This window comes from Streptomyces sp. NPDC107562 (assembly GCF_055657325.1).
This window is the reverse complement of record NZ_JBVKBE010000005.1, coordinates 223216-237165: the sequence shown is the minus strand read 5'-3', so window position 1 is coordinate 237165 and position 13950 is coordinate 223216. Positions and strand designations below refer to the sequence as shown.

Sequence of the window (13950 nt, the reverse complement as noted above, 5' to 3'; positions counted from 1 at the left end):
CTCACTTCCCCGCCGAGGCCTGCTGCTGCGCCCGGTGCAGGGCCTGCTCCGGACTGGTGCGCCCGGTCAGCACGGACTGGAAGGCGCCGGCCAGCGCGTCACCGACGACGGGCCATCCGGTCCCCACCTGCGCGGTGCGGGACCGGGCCGTGGTCACCAGATCGGCGAAGGCGGCGAGCTTCGGGTTCTGCGCCGCGTACGCCCGGGCGGCCGCCGCGCGGGTGGGCACGTTGTTCACGGACTCGCCCCACTGGAGCTGGTTCTGCTCGGAGTTGAGGCAGTTCAGCAGCGCGCCCGCCCTGTTCTCGCGGTCCGGGTCGTCCTCGTTCTTCGGCACGGCCATGACGGTTCCGCCGATGGGCGGGACGGCGGCCTTGCCCGCCTCGGGCACGGGGATGCTCGCGACCGCCCAGTCCACGTTCTTCTGGGCGCTGAGGACCGGCACCTGCCAGGGGCCGTTGATCATCATGGCGGCGCGGCCCGCCACGAACTGGTCGTTGACGTCCTGCTGGTTCCAGTTGACCACCGACCGCGAGGCGGAGCCGTCCGTCACGAGGTCCTTCCAGAGCTGGAGCGCGGCCTCGCCCCTGCCGTTGTCGAGCTTCGCCTCGTCGCCGCCGGCGGACCAGAAGAAGGGCAGGAACTGGTACACGCCGTCCGCGTTGGGGCTCGCGCTGAAGGCCATGCCGTACGTGTCGCCGGCGGTCAGCTTCTTCGCGGTCTCCCGCAGCTCGGCCCACGTACGGGGCGGCTTCAGCCCCGCGTCCTTCAGGAGCTCGGTGTTGTAGATCAGGGCGAGCGAGTTGACCGATCGGGCGACGCCGTACTGCACTCCGTCGTACGAGCCGAGGGAGGTCGCGCTCGCGGAGAATCCCGACGTGTCGACGCCGGCCTCCTTCAGCGGGCGCAGCCCCTCGGTCTGCGCGAACTGCGGCAGCTCCGAGCCGTCGAGCTCCAGGATGTCGGTCAGGGAGTCGGAGGACGCCATGCGCAGCGCCTTCGAGGCGATCTGGTCGGCGGGCACACTGACCTGCTCCACCTTCACGCCCAGGGGCTTGGCGCAGCGGTCGAAGAACTGCTGGTTGGCGGTGTGCTCGGCGGTGTCGGTCGCCGAGTTGAGCACGGTGACGGTGCCCGGGTCGGGCTCCGCGGCGCAGCCGGTCAGGCCGAGCGCGGCGGTGGCGCACGCGAGCGTCGCGGCGAGCGCGGGGACGCGCGCGCCTCCGGCTCTCACGGCTCGTGCTCCGATGCGTCCTGCTGGGGACGGCATGGTCGTGTCTCCCTTACATGTGCGGCTCTGGACATGCAGTGCTCCGGCGTGGGCCGGTCGGGTAGGCCGCCCCGTCGGTGCGGGACGGCCCGCCCCCTCAGCCGGTGGCCGGCGGGGCGATGGCGGGTCCGGCCATACGCGGCTGGATCCGGTGGTACGGCGCTTCGCGCGACGGGTTCGGGGCGGCTGCCTCGTCCCTGTCACGTGTCGTCGTGGGGAGCGGGTCCGGGGGCGGCGTCGTGGTGGCGGAGCGGAGCTCGACCGCTTCGACGGCGAGTCGGGCCACGGCCGCGGACATCTCGGCGACAGGGAGGTCGATCCGGGGCAGATGCCGTAGGCCCAGCTCGTCGGGGAGGCTGCCGACGAGGACGACGGACAGGTCGTCGGGGATGTGCCGCCCGGCCGAGGCCACCGCGTCCAGCAGGTGGGGGAGGAGGATCAGGTGCTGGACGACGAGCGCGGTCGGCGCGGGAGTGGCGAGGAGCGCCTCGCGCAGTCGGCGCCCGAGGACGTCCGGATCGCGGTGCGAGGAGACCACGCGCACCTCGGCGCCCGTCTCGCGGGCCGCGCGCCGGGCGCCGTCGAGGCCGTGCAGCGCGTAGCCGCGCCGGGCGGCGATCTCGTGTTCGGCGGACGACAGGAAGACGATCCGCCGGTGGCCGGCCGCCGCCGTCTCCCGCAACGCGAGGGCGACGGCGGCCTCCCAGTCGAGATCCGTCCACGGCAGTCCGGCGTGGCCGTCATGGCCGAGCAGCGCGGCGGGGAAGCCCAGTTCGCGCAGGACCTCCATGCGGGGGTCGCGCTCCTCGACCGCCATCAGCACCGCGGCGTCCGCCAGCCCGCTGCGGGCCACCCGGCGCAGGCCGCCGACGCCGTCCTCGTCGGTGATGAGCAGCACGTCGTGGTCGTGACCCCGGGCGGCGTCGGTGACGTCGACGGCGAACCGGCCGTCGATCGCCCGGTACTCACCGGGGACGCGGGGCACGGCGAGCGCCAGCACGCGGGTACGGGCACTGCGCAGCGTGCGGGCGCTGGCACGCGGGTGATAGCCGAGCTCGTCGATGGCGGCCTGGACCGCCCGCCGGGTGTCCTCGGAGATCTTGCGTGAGCCGCTCAGCACGTAGGAGACGGTGCTCGGTGCGACACCCGCCCGTTCGGCGACGTCCTTGATCGTGGCCATGTCCCGCCCCTGTCCACCCGTACAGCTCTGTCGGGTTCGGATTGTCGAATCGATTCGACAGCGGAGCGCACGGAGTACGTCGAATCGATTCGAGGATGGGCGAGACTGTAGGCGGGGGGTGCGGGCGAAGGCAATACCTTGCCGCGCACATCACGTTTAGTCTGCTTTGCCGGAACTTGCCGCGTGTGAGGGTGTCAGGGTGAGACGCCGAGCAGGTCGAGGGCGCCGAGGACGGCGCGTTCGAAGGGCTCGACGGACTGCTCGGCGCGGGCCAGCGCGTAACCGCCCTGGACGACCGCCGCCAGCGCGGCGGCGGTCCGCTCCGGTCGCAGGCTCGCGTCCAGTTCGCCCGCGGCCTGTGCCTCGGTGATGGCCCGGGTCAGGTGGTCGCCGAGGACGCCGAAGGTCTCCCGGACGGGTTCGCGCAGCGTCTCGTCCGCGACGATCTCGGGATCTCCCGCCAGCCGCCCGACACTGCATCCCCGCAGCACGTCCCGTTCCAGCAGCAGGTAGGCGACGATCCGCTCCAGTCCGGTGCCCTCCCCGGTGAAGACCGCGCGGATCTGGGTCTGCATCAGCTCGGCGCTTCTGCGTTCGGCGGCCAGCACGAGGTCGGGTTTGCCGCTGAAGTGGTGGTACATGCTGCCCTGCCCGACGCCGGAGCGCCGCAGGATCGCGGTCGGGCTGGTGCCCAGGTAGCCGCGGTCCCAGAGCAGTTGACGGGTGCCTTCGACGAGGCGGTCCCTGGCGTTCGGGGTCTTCTCCACGAGCCCACCATACATACATGTATGTATGGTGGGCGATGGCGAGGCTGTTCGGCCCGCCGGACCACCGGGAGGACACATGGCGCGCGGGAATTCGGTCGAGATCGTGGAGGCGTTCTGGGAGCAGGTGTGGAACGCCCACGATCCGGACAAGGTGGACGACTTCGTCGTCGAGGACTTCGTGATCACCAACGCCGGCGTGGACATCCGAGGGCGCGAGAACTTCAAGGCGTGGATCAGGGCCTTCCTCGGCCAGGTCGACGACCTCCGGCTGGAGGTGACCGAGACCTTCCAGAACGAGGACGGCAGCAGGGTCGCCTCCCGCTGGCGGCTGCACGGGCGGAACAACGGCGTGCTGGGCTCCGAGCCGGACGGGCGACCGATCTCCTTCACCGGCACCGCCGTGTGGGCCGTGCGCGAGGACGGCAAGCTTCTGCACAACTGGGTGGAACGCGCGAGCTGGGAACTGTTCCAGGACCTCACGGCGAAGCGGCCCTGAGGTGCCCTGCGGCGACCTAGCGTGCGCGAAGGCTCCCGAGGACGGCGACGCGTCCTCGGGAGCCTTCAGGCACTGAGCGGGCCGGGAGAGGTCAGGGGAACTGGACGATCTTGGACGGAACGGTGTCCGTCCCCGAGGTCCCCGCTCCCGTGTCGTTGATCACGTGACGGTACTGGCCCTTGCCGCCGAGCGAGATCACCATCAGGTGGCGCATCCTGATGCCCGGCTTCACCGGCACCTGGAAACCGTGGTGCTGCACGATCGTGTCGTCGGACGTGTAGTTGCAGTAGCTGCCGAGAGCCCAGGCCTCGTGCTCGTTCACCGTGTCGGCGACCTTGTAGGCCGCGTAGCCGACGATGCCGTCGTGGGTGATGGCGGCCTCGTCGGGGGCGTCGTACGCCTTCTCGTTCTGGAAGAAGATCGTGCGGCCGCGCTCGCCGTTCCAGAGCACGTCGTACTTGTTGAAGTGCTCGACGAACAGGCCGGTGGTCAGCACGTCGTCGCCGTTGACGCGCAGGCCGTAGTCCGCGCGGTTCGTCTCCCAGCCGACGCCCTCCCCGTGGTCGGCGCGCCAGATCCAGGTGTGGTCGATCAGGACGTCGTCGCTGTTGACCACCACGGAGTTGGTGGCGAGGCCCGGACCCGCGCCGCCGATGCGGACGAACACGTCCTGCATCGTGGTGGGGTCGGCGGAGTGGTCCGCCGACGAACCGGCGGGGCCGATCTGCAGCAGCGTGTCCGAGTTCCGCGCGCCGGCGTCGATCAGGAAGCCGGCCAGCCGGACCCCGTCGACGTCCGCGACGTGCATGGCGTCGATGCCGCCGTCCGGGATGATCGTGGCCAGACCGAGGCCCAGCACCACGGTGTCGGCGCGGTCGATCTGGATGGTCCGGTCGATGTGGTAGACGCCCGGCGTGAACAGCAGATGCAGCCCCTGGGCGAGCGCGGCGTTGATGGTCGCGGCCGTGGCGCCGGGCTTGACCACGTAGAACTGGTCCAGCGGCAGGGAGGTGCCACCGGCGTTCGCCGGCCAGGACACACCGCGCGAATTGGTGCGCTTGGCGGGCACGAAGACCTTGTAGGTGCTGCCGTCCAGGTACAGGAACGGCTTCTCCCGCGAGATCGGGGTGGTGTCGAACGTGGTGTAGGGCCCACTGGCGAAGTCGGTCGCGGGTGCGCCCTCGACGCCGGTGAACGTCATGTTCCACACGCCGTTGGTCCAGCCGCCGACGGAGCTGTCGCGCGTGTACCACTGCTGCTGCGAGTAGGGGCCGACGGTGCCGTCGATCTTCGAATCGGCGATGTAGCCGCCGGAGGCCCAGCCGTAGCCGTTCGGGGCGAGGTTGAGGCCGCCCTTGACGTGGATCCGGCGGAAGGGGGCCGCCTGGGCGACCGCCCACCGGTTGGTGCCGCTGACCGGGTTGATGGCGAGGTTCTCGGCCGAACGCCAGAAGTTCTGGGTGGCGTTGCCGTTGAACCAGCCCGCGTCCACGGTGATGTCGCCGTTGATCTGGACGTCGTCAGGGTTGAGCCCGAGCCCGGAGACCGAGGTGTAGAAGCCCAGTTGGGCGTTGATGCCGTTGTAGGTGCCCGGCTTCAGCAGGAACTGGTAGCGGCCGCTGCCGAACTGGCTCTCCTCCTGCTGCGCGAAGACCTGGTCGAACTTCTGCTGCAGACCGGGGGTCGAGGGGTCCACCACGATGACGTTGGGGCCGAGGTCACCGCCGCCCTGGATGGGTCCGGTGCCTCCGGAGGCGGTGTGCACCCCCACGTCCCACAGGGAGTAGCCGTAGCCGGTCGCGCGGGCCGCGCCGAGGATGCGCACGTAGCGGCCGGAGCCGTTCACCTCGTACGAGGTCTGCCCGCCGGTCGCGCCGGTGACCTCCTTCAGCGTCGTCCAGTCCTGCCCGTTCGCGGAGGTCTGGATCCGGAAGTCCCTGGCGTACGCGGCCTCCCAGTTCAGGTCGACCTTGCACAGGTCGCGCACCGAGCCGAGGTCCACCTGGACCCACTGCGGGTCGGAGGACTGGCTCGACCAGCGGGTGCCGCCGTCACCGTCGAACGCGGCCGAGGCCGGCGTACCGGCGTTCTCGACGGAGGAGGCCGAGGCGGGCCTGCCACGGGCGGCGTCGGCGCTGTCGCAGGTCGCGGGCGGGGTGCCGTCCGTCGTACCGAACACCTGGAACTCCCACAGGGAGTAGCCCCAGGGGGTGGCTCGCGTGAGCCCCTGCATCCGTACGTAGCGGGCCTGACCCGAGACGTCCACCGTGTCGACGGCGCCGTCGCCGCCGGTCACCGTCCCGGCGTCTCGCCAGGCGGCACCGTCCTGGGACAGCTGGATCTTGTAGTCCTTGCCGTACGCGGCTTCCCAGTCGAGCACGACACGGCTGACGGAGGCCGTGACGCCGAGGTCCACCTGCAGCCACTGGTCGTCGCCCGGGGCGGAGGACCACCTGGTGCCCCGGTCGCCGTCCACGGCGTTGCGCGCGGGCGTTCCCGCGTTCTCGTCGGACGAGGACGTGACCGTCCTGCCCTGGGACAGCGGGGTCTCGGCGGCCGCGGCGGGCAGGTGGCCGGGGAGGGTGACGAGGGCCGCGGTCGCCATCAGCGCGACACCGAGTGACCTGCGTCTGAGGCGTCTCGTGCGAGTCGTGTGTCTCATGCGTCAGCTTTCTACGGGTGGCCGATACGGGGCGGTGCGGGTGCCGACGATCAGGTGCCCGCGGCGCGCGGTGCGCGCGGCGGTGCCCGGGCGAGATGCTGGTGAATCACTCGCCTGAGGGCATGCCGAAGAAGCAACGCGGCTGCGGGGCCTCTTAGTTCAGGCTTTGATTTAAGTGGTGAGGCAATGGGTCGGCAAGCCCCCGGACGTAAATCGCCGTGAGCTACGGGGGAATTGGCACGGCGCGTGCGTGCGGTCGGACCTCTGGGACCGTGCCGTGATGGCGTCGGCGTCAGACCTCGTGCGGGGCGAACAATTCGAGGTGGCCGCAGCGGGCGCAGCGGTAGGCGTCGATCTGGAAGCGCGGACGTCCCTAGCGCTTGGCTCCACCGAAGATCCCGCGCTCCAGCGGCCCCGGGATCCACCGCGAGAAGCCGCTCGCGTGGTCACCGCCGTCCTCGATGAACCCGGGTTGCAGATCGCCGGCCTGGCACTGGCTGCACTTGATCTCCACGCAGGCACTGTACGTCAGCCACCGGCGGACGCGACGGGCGGAGGCACCGGGTTCACGGCGCCTCCGCCCGTCATTCAACTGCCCTTACCGAGCAGGAGCGTTCAGCGCTCCAGACGGGTCAGGTAGTCCTCCCGCAGGGCGTCGAGGATGTCGGCGGCGTCGCCCAGGTCCGCCTGCCGGCAGCGGCGCGACGCCGCCGTCAGGCGGACCGTCGCGTCCTTGAACCGGCCCAGGCCGTTCCCCTCGATCAGGGCCGCGACACGGACCGCTTCGGCGCGCGGCACCTCGCCCTGCTCCCCGCCCCTCTCGTGCGCGGCGACGGCCGCCTCCGCCGCGGCCAGGGCCTCCGAAAAGCGCTCGGCCTCCGCCAGCACGCGGGCGCGCCGGTAGTGCACCGAGCCGCTCTCGTACCAGACGGCGACGCTCTCGTCGTCGTCGTCGAGGGCGTCCAGGACTACGTCGGCCCGCGTCAGGTGGTCCAGGGCCGTGTCCAGGCCGTCGGCGCCGCGGGCCGTCATGACCAGACGCGCGAACTCGCAGAACATGTGCAGGATCAGGGAGGGATTCGGCGCCTCGGCGTGCGCGGCGAGGGCGCGCCGGTACGCCGTGTCGGCCGCGTCCCAGCGGTCGGCCATCGCGAGCGTCACCGCCGTCTCCGCCGCCACCAGCGTATGGGTCGCGCGGTCCTCCTCCCATGTGGCGACGGTGTCCGCCAGACGCAGGAACTCCTCGGCGGAGGCCAGGTACTCCGCCAGCTCCCGCAGTCCGCGCGCCAGCGTCAGCCGGGCCTGGGCGTGCAGCCGTTCGTCCAGGGAAGCGGCCGCCTCGTCGGCGAGCACGGACTCCAGCACGGCGACGGCGTCGGCCTGCTGTCCACTGCGCGCCAGGACGTCGGCGAGCTGCAGCCGGATGTCGGCGGCCTCGTCGTGATCGCCCTTGTGGTCGTGGCGCGTGGCCGCCTCGGACAGATGGCGGACGGCGGCGCCGAAGTCCCCGGTGTGCGAGGCGGCGTGGCCGAGCAGCGCGTACGTCGCGGCCAGCGGGAACTCGACGTCGTCGTGGCGGACCGCGTCCCCGATCACCTGGTGCAGCAGCTCCGCGGCCGCCTCCGGCTCGTCCTTGCCGAGGAACAGCTGGGCGAGCAGGGCGCGCGGGCGCATGGCGCGCCAGGGCCGCCCGGAAGCGGCGATGTCCTCCAGAGCCGCCCGCAGTTCCGTCTCGGCGCGTGCGACGTCGCCCTGCCGCAGGGCGACGTCCGCGACGAACTGCCGCGCGTTGGCGACCTGGTGCGGCAGGGCCAGCCGCTCCGCCTCGGAGTGCAGTCTGCGCGTGCACTCCTCGAACCACTCCAGCGTGGAGTCGGGCACCTGCGGCAGCCGGCGCAGCACCTCCCCGTAGGCGGCGTAGGTGCAGGAGTGCAGCGTGGCGAGGTACTCCTGCGCACGCTCTGCCGCCGCGTCGGCTCCGTACGCGGCCTCCCCTTCCCCCCGTGGCTCGCCTGTCAACGGCGCCTCGGTCCGCAGCCGCTCCGCCTCGCCCAGCGCCTTGTCGACACCGGCCCGGACGGCGTCCGGGTCCGGCCGGCCGGTGCCGGGGGCCGCCTCGTCACCGTCCGACTCGGCGAGGGTCGACCTGGCGAGGGCGTGGGTGCGGGCGGACAGGGCCTGCCACGGCATCCCGAGCCGCTCGAAGAGCGCGGCGGCCTCCTCCAACGCGGCGACACTCTCCGCGTCGCGGTCCTCGTGCGAGAGGATGCGCGCCCGGTGCTCCGCCAGTTCCGCGTGCAGCAGGTCCCGCGGGCCGAGTACGTCCTCGTGCGTGGCGGTGCCGTCGGCCACGCGTTCCGCGATGCGGCTCCAGAGCCGGACGCCCCCGGGATGCCCCGTACTCGACTTGCGCCGTGCCTCGCGCACCAGGGAGGCGAAGTCCTCGGGAACGTCCGTCGTGGTCGCGGTCGGGACGGCGGCCGGTGACGCCGTGGACGGCGCGAGCGTGCGGGCGGTGGACGTCCGCAGACCCAGCGGCAGGGGCTCGTCGAGCAGCGGACGCCGGGCCAGGCGCAGCCCGCGGCGGTCAGCGGTGGCCGTGGTGCCGCCCCGCCCGTCGAAGGCGGCGGTGAGCCGGTCGGCCTCCGAGCGGACGTGCGTGAGGAGTTCGCCAGCCGTCCAGGTCCGTCCGGGCGGTCCGGCGACGGGCGTACCGGTGTGCCCGTCCTCGACGAGCCGGGCGAGCAGCACCTCGACACCGGTGAGGAAGCCCAGATGGTCCAGCGGCGCGCCGGTCGACTCGAACAGGGGGCGGTTCTCGGCGAGTATCTCCAGCCCGCGGCCCTCGTTGCGCGACAGCGCGCAGAACTCCACGTGCAGACCGACCTCGTACTGCATGCCGGTGTTGCCGCGGACCCGCCGGTAGCCGGTGAGGTGGTGGGAGCGGGCCTCGTCCGCGTGGCCGGCGCGCAGCAGCGGCAACAGGGCCCGCGCCTGGCTCATCTGCGGCTCCTCGGTGCAGCCCGCGGAGCCGGCGAGGACGGGACGCCAGGTCTCGAGCGCGGCCGCGTCGTCGCCCGCCCGCACCGCGTGTTCCGCGAGGTGGCGGATCTCGCAGGCCTCGCAGTCGCTGAGGTCGGTGCGCGGCCGGGTGACCCACAGGTCGTAGGCGTCGCTGACGCCGTCGCCGGTGTGGGCCGCGACGTGGTAGCGCATCGCCGCCACCGGCTGCATGTCGTGGTCCGCCGCCTCGTAGCGGTCGCGCATCCGGTCGATCCAGCCGTGGATGGTCTCCAGGGGCACGTCAGGGACCTGGAGCAGGGAGGTAGTCACCCACTTGAAGCGCCAGAAGACCTGGCGGGCCTCCCACTCGCTGAAGCACTCGGGGGCGGTGTCCCACAGCTTGAGCAGTCGGGCGAAGACCACGGGCGACTTGCGGTGTTCGCCGGTGAACTCGTACGCCGACATGAGCTCCAGCAGCGCCGTGACGAGGACGTCCGGCTTGTCGAAGGGCTCCGCCGCCTCGACGAGCTCCTCCGCGGTGATGGTGCGTGGCAGGCCGTGCGGCCGGTCGTGGTTGTCGCGCAGCGCCTCGACCACGGCCTCGGGGGTGTCCAGCATCTACAGTTCCTTCCGGGGCTCGGAGCCGGGTGCCGCCGTGCCGGGGTGGTGCATGGCGTGGGTGAGCAGGCCGATGAAGGCCCGGTTGAGCAGGGCGCTCTCGCTCGCCCGCAGCGGGCGGCGGCTGAGCAGCAGGGCCTGGCCGTACAGGGCCTCGGCGGTGGTGACCGCCAGGCCGTGCTCGTTGATCGTGATGGCCTGGCGGACCAACGGGTTGAGGTGGTTGAGGACGAGCTGGGCGCGCGGCGTGTCCTGGCGCAGCGAGCCCAGGATGTCCGCCCACAGCCCGTCGCTGTCGGAGGCGAGACTCGACCTGCTCCGCTCGTGGCGCGCCTCCCGGTTGTCCAGGAGCAGCGCGGGCGCGGTGACGGGCTGGAAGTCGCGCAGGACGACGTCGCAGTCGTGCACGCCGATCGTCTCCCTGGCGATCGCGAGGAAGGCCGCCGCCCGCAGTTCGGCGCCCGGGTCCACGGCGTCGAGGTGGGCCGTGACGGTGGCCGGATCGAGGTCGGTGACGGCCGTGCCGGGCCGGATCTCCGGGAGCCGGTGCACCAGATCGCGGTCGTAGGTGTAGCCGCCGTTGACCACGCCGAGTCCGGCGGCCGAGGCGATGGGGGCGACCTGACGGAACTCCTCGACGCTGCGCGTGACCAGCAGCGTCGGATGCGTCCGCGCGAACTCCTCCAGCGTGACGTTGCCGTCGGTGGTCTCGAACGGCAGCCAGGGCAGCACGATGCGCAGCAGCTCGTCGTCGTAGCGGGCCAGCGCCTTGACCGCGAGGTGGTGGGTGTCGATGAAGCGGTGCAGCAGCGACGGGTCGCTCGCGGCGAGGCCGGTGAGCCAGTCGCGGATCCGCTCGCCCAGCGCGTCCCGTACGGCGGACAGGGTGCCGTCCTCGTACAGCGCCTCACGGGAGGCGGTCGGGCGCAGACTGGTCGTGTCGACGACGCAGCGCACGAAGAACGCCCAGTCCGGCAGCAGTTCGGGCGCCTGGTCGCTGAGCAGCATGCCCTTGAGGTGCACCCGGTGACCCGCGCGCTGCGCCGGGTTCACGGCGGTGGGCAGGACGTAGGCGACGCCGCGCAGCCCCGCCGCCGGGAGGTCGAGCTCGATGGTGTCGAGCGGGGTGAAGTCGAAGAGGGTGCGGCAGTACGCGGTGAGTGCCTCGCGGCGGGCCAGGGGGGAGCGGTGGTCCTGCTCCCACGGCGGCGTCTCGTTGACCCGGTGGGTCTCGCCGCGCGGTCCGACGACGGTGACCTCGTGGCGCAGCAGGGACCCGTAGTGCCGTGCCAGGGCGACGACCCGTTCGGGGCTGGTCCACTCGGCGTTGTCCGCGCGTGGCGTGAGCCGCACGGTGGTGCCCGGCTCGGGCACGGCCGAGGCGGGCAGGGCACGGATCGTGTAGCGGCCGTCGGAGTGGCCACGCCACTCGACCGCGGGCGCCGAGGGGTCGGAGGCCGTCCGGCTGACGACGCTGATCTCGTCGGCGATGACGAAACAGGCGAGCAGCCCGATGCCGAACTGGCCGATGAAATCGCCCCGGGCGGCGTCGAGTCCGGCACCGTCGAGGGAACCGTCCGGGGTCCGCTTGGAACTGCGCCCGATGGTGGCCAGGAACCGGTGGACGTCGGCCTCGGTCAGACCGATGCCGGTGTCCGTGACGGTGATCGTGTCACCGGTGCGCACGGTGATGGCACCGGGCGCACCGGGGTCGGCGGCCTGCCGGGCGGTGATGGCGTCGACGGCGTTCTGCAGCAGCTCGCGCAGATAGACGCGAGGGCTCGAGTAGAGGTGGTGGGACAGAAGGTCGACCAGGCCGCGCAGGTCGACCTGGAAGGTGTGAGCGGTCTCGGACTGAGGCACCTGAGGACGTCTTTCGATGGGCGCGTCGGCGCCGTGCGGGCGCGGACGCGGACGAGTGGGGTACGGCGAAGCGGTGCGGTGGGCGGCCGGGGCGGCCCGGAGTGAAGTGCCGTCGCGCGCGCGGCGGTACGGGCGTGCCCGGATCTCTCCGCACGCGCCCGCGGTCCACCGGGCGCGTGCCCGGCGCTCGCCGGGCTCGCGCGCGGATCTCACCGTGCGCGGCGGCGGGCGGGAGCCCCTCCCTCAGCGCCCGACCGCCGCACGTTGCTTCCGGTAGGCCGAGGCAGGGTCGGAGCCGTGCAGGTAGCTCCAGGGGAACTCGGTGACCCGGCCGTCGGTCGCCGCGAAGCACTCGCGCGCGCCGACGCGGTCCCCGGCCAGCGAGAAGGCCATCGCGAAGGCGTTCAGAACCTGGTTCCAGCTGCCGCGGCGTACGAAGTCCGGGTGCCGGTACGAGTGGCCGGCGGCCTCGCGCAGGGACAGCACCACCTCGGGCCGGCGCATGTAGGCGGCGTCCGGACCCGCATCGAGGGACAGCCACTGCTCGATGTGCGCGACCGGGACGAGCAGCCCCAGCAGCGTGCCGCCGGGCGCGCCGAACACGGACGCGCGCGCGAACGCGTGCATCTCCTCGTGGGAGCCGCCCCACTTCTCGCAGATCTGCTGCAACTGCTGTTGGTGGGCGCCCAGATGCTCCGGATCGCGTCGTACCGTCGCCTCGAACCGGCGGCGCGCGAGGACCTGGCCGACCTGAAGGCCGCGGCCGGTGATCTGGAGGCCGTACCAGGGCGAGACCCACCGCGGCTCGCGCTCGGCCACCTCGTACAGCCACTGCTCGGCCGTGCGCAGCCGGGCGTGGAACACCTCGAACTGCTCACGGGAGACGTCTGCCGCCCGGGCCGCCGTCCGTGCCTCCCAAGCCCAGCTGATGTGGCGGATCCCCGCCACGAGCCGGGCGAGGGTCGCCTCGGACTCCGTCTCCGCGTCCAGCGCCTTCGTGATCCACTGCTCCACGCCCGCGGTGTCGGCCACGGCCCACAGCAGCTCGGTCCGTCCCTCGCTCTCAGATCGTGCTGCGAGCACCTGGCGCACCGAGGCCCAGTCCGCCGCTTCAGCGGCCTGGCGCACGCGCGCGACGTCCGGGTCGCCGGAGTCCTTCTGCAGCTGTGCGCCGGGCCGCCCCGCCCATTTCCCCAGCGTGAGCCCCAAGTCCCGGAGCAACGCCATGTCCCCACCCCTTGCTCTGTCCTGACACGGGGGGTTGATGATCACCGCCCGTGGACGTAGTGATTATCACGTGCCACGGACATTCGTACATCCGTTTCCCTCGGGGTGATCGGGCTCCTGAACCGCCCACCCGTCCCGCTGGGCGGACACGCTGTCCAGGAGCATCTCCAGGGCGGTCGGGTACGCGCTGGTGTTCATGCGGACGGCCAGAAAGGGCGCCGCCTCGGCGATGCGAGGGTAGGCGGTCGCGGGCAGGGTCGCGTACGTCGAGCGCCACATGCCCTCGTCGGAGCGCAGCGACTGCTGCGGCAGGGCGAGCGACGCGGCGTCGAGGGCGGCGAAGGCCAGGGTCTGGTCGATGAACGCGTGGTAGATGCGCACCGTGTCCGGCGAGGGGAAGCCGGCCGTGCGCAGGATGTCCAGGATCGCTTCGTCGGCGGCCAGTTCGTTGGCCCGCCCCGAGACACGGCCGGCGGTGAGCTGGGCGGCCTGGGGATGGGCGGTGTACGCGGCGTGGATACGAAGCCCCACGTCGCGCAGATCCGCCCGCCACCGCCCGGTGGGCCTCCAGCCGTCCAGCGCCTGCCCGATGAGCCGGTCGCCGATGGCGAGGACCAGCTCGTCCATGCCCCGGAAGTAGCGGTACAGCGCGCTCGGGTCGCAGTCGAGGACCAGACCCAGACGGCGGGCGGTGAGCCCCCCGCTGCCGTGTTCGCGCAGCAGAAGCAGGGCGGCATCGACGAACAGGGTGTCGGACAGCAGGGTGCCGCTCCTGGTGGGGCGGCGCCGCCTGCGGTGTTCCTCGCGGACGACGAGCTTCGGCACCTCGGCTCCTCCGGGCGTCTCTTATGCCAACGTGGTTGA

General features: G+C 72.2%; 9 protein-coding genes and 1 pseudogene. 1 reads left to right on the top strand and 9 read right to left on the bottom strand.

The annotated features are described in order from the left end of the window. Nucleotide 1: 1 nt before the first annotated feature. From ACZ7LV_RS17470 to ACZ7LV_RS17460, 3 genes are all read right to left on the bottom strand, one after another. Nucleotides 2–1270, bottom strand: coding sequence for an ABC transporter substrate-binding protein (locus ACZ7LV_RS17470; RefSeq protein ID WP_471940226.1), 1269 nt, complete (start codon nt 1268–1270; stop codon nt 2–4). 97 nt (nt 1271–1367) lie between these two features. After that, nucleotides 1368–2450: a LacI family DNA-binding transcriptional regulator gene (locus ACZ7LV_RS17465; RefSeq protein ID WP_471940224.1), complete on the bottom strand. Its 1083-nt coding sequence runs from the start codon at nt 2448–2450 to the stop codon at nt 1368–1370. Between the two features lie 194 nt (nt 2451–2644). Beyond that, the gene (locus tag ACZ7LV_RS17460; RefSeq protein ID WP_471940222.1) at nt 2645–3232 is read right to left on the bottom strand and encodes a TetR/AcrR family transcriptional regulator; all 588 of its coding nucleotides are present in this window, start codon (nt 3230–3232) and stop codon (nt 2645–2647) included. 61 nt (nt 3233–3293) lie between these two features. Between ACZ7LV_RS17460 and ACZ7LV_RS17455 the strand changes: the two genes are divergently transcribed. Continuing rightward, nucleotides 3294–3713: an ester cyclase gene (locus ACZ7LV_RS17455; RefSeq protein WP_471940221.1), complete on the top strand. Its 420-nt coding sequence runs from the start codon at nt 3294–3296 to the stop codon at nt 3711–3713. A 91-nt stretch (nt 3714–3804) separates the two neighbouring features. Here ACZ7LV_RS17455 and ACZ7LV_RS17450 read toward each other — a convergent pair whose 3' ends face one another. From ACZ7LV_RS17450 to ACZ7LV_RS17425, 6 genes and pseudogenes are all read right to left on the bottom strand, one after another. Beyond that, on the bottom strand, nt 3805–6375 hold the full coding sequence (locus ACZ7LV_RS17450) for a discoidin domain-containing protein (protein ID WP_471940220.1): 2571 nt from the start codon (nt 6373–6375) through the stop codon (nt 3805–3807). Between the two features lie 292 nt (nt 6376–6667). Then, a pseudogene (locus ACZ7LV_RS17445) lies at nt 6668–6883 on the bottom strand (hypothetical protein). 107 nt (nt 6884–6990) lie between these two features. Beyond that, nucleotides 6991–9996 carry a tetratricopeptide repeat protein gene (locus ACZ7LV_RS17440; RefSeq protein ID WP_471940219.1) on the bottom strand — a complete coding sequence of 1002 codons (3006 nt, stop codon included), beginning with the start codon at nt 9994–9996 and terminating at the stop codon, nt 6991–6993. Continuing rightward, on the bottom strand, nt 9997–11859 hold the full coding sequence (locus tag ACZ7LV_RS17435; protein WP_471940217.1) for an HSP90 family protein: 1863 nt from the start codon (nt 11857–11859) through the stop codon (nt 9997–9999). It lies immediately after the preceding gene. A gap of 243 nt (nt 11860–12102) precedes the next feature. Further along, nucleotides 12103–13086, bottom strand: coding sequence for a hypothetical protein (locus ACZ7LV_RS17430; RefSeq protein ID WP_471940216.1), 984 nt, complete (start codon nt 13084–13086; stop codon nt 12103–12105). 66 nt (nt 13087–13152) lie between these two features. Continuing rightward, the gene (locus ACZ7LV_RS17425; RefSeq protein ID WP_471940215.1) at nt 13153–13911 is read right to left on the bottom strand and encodes a TetR/AcrR family transcriptional regulator; all 759 of its coding nucleotides are present in this window, start codon (nt 13909–13911) and stop codon (nt 13153–13155) included. Nucleotides 13912–13950 lie beyond the last annotated feature (39 nt).

What these genes read in the sequence shown, in the direction of transcription:
- ACZ7LV_RS17470 (WP_471940226.1), bottom strand. Translation starts at nt 1,270, where the DNA reads ATGCCGTCCCCAGCAGGACGCATCGGAGCACGAGCCGTGAGAGCCGGA.
- ACZ7LV_RS17440 (WP_471940219.1), bottom strand. Translation starts at nt 9,996, where the DNA reads ATGCTGGACACCCCCGAGGCCGTGGTCGAGGCGCTGCGCGACAACCAC.
- ACZ7LV_RS17450 (WP_471940220.1), bottom strand. Translation starts at nt 6,375, where the DNA reads ATGAGACACACGACTCGCACGAGACGCCTCAGACGCAGGTCACTCGGT.
- ACZ7LV_RS17455 (WP_471940221.1), top strand. Translation starts at nt 3,294, where the DNA reads ATGGCGCGCGGGAATTCGGTCGAGATCGTGGAGGCGTTCTGGGAGCAG.
- ACZ7LV_RS17430 (WP_471940216.1), bottom strand. Translation starts at nt 13,086, where the DNA reads ATGGCGTTGCTCCGGGACTTGGGGCTCACGCTGGGGAAATGGGCGGGG.
- ACZ7LV_RS17465 (WP_471940224.1), bottom strand. Translation starts at nt 2,450, where the DNA reads ATGGCCACGATCAAGGACGTCGCCGAACGGGCGGGTGTCGCACCGAGC.
- ACZ7LV_RS17460 (WP_471940222.1), bottom strand. Translation starts at nt 3,232, where the DNA reads ATGTATGGTGGGCTCGTGGAGAAGACCCCGAACGCCAGGGACCGCCTC.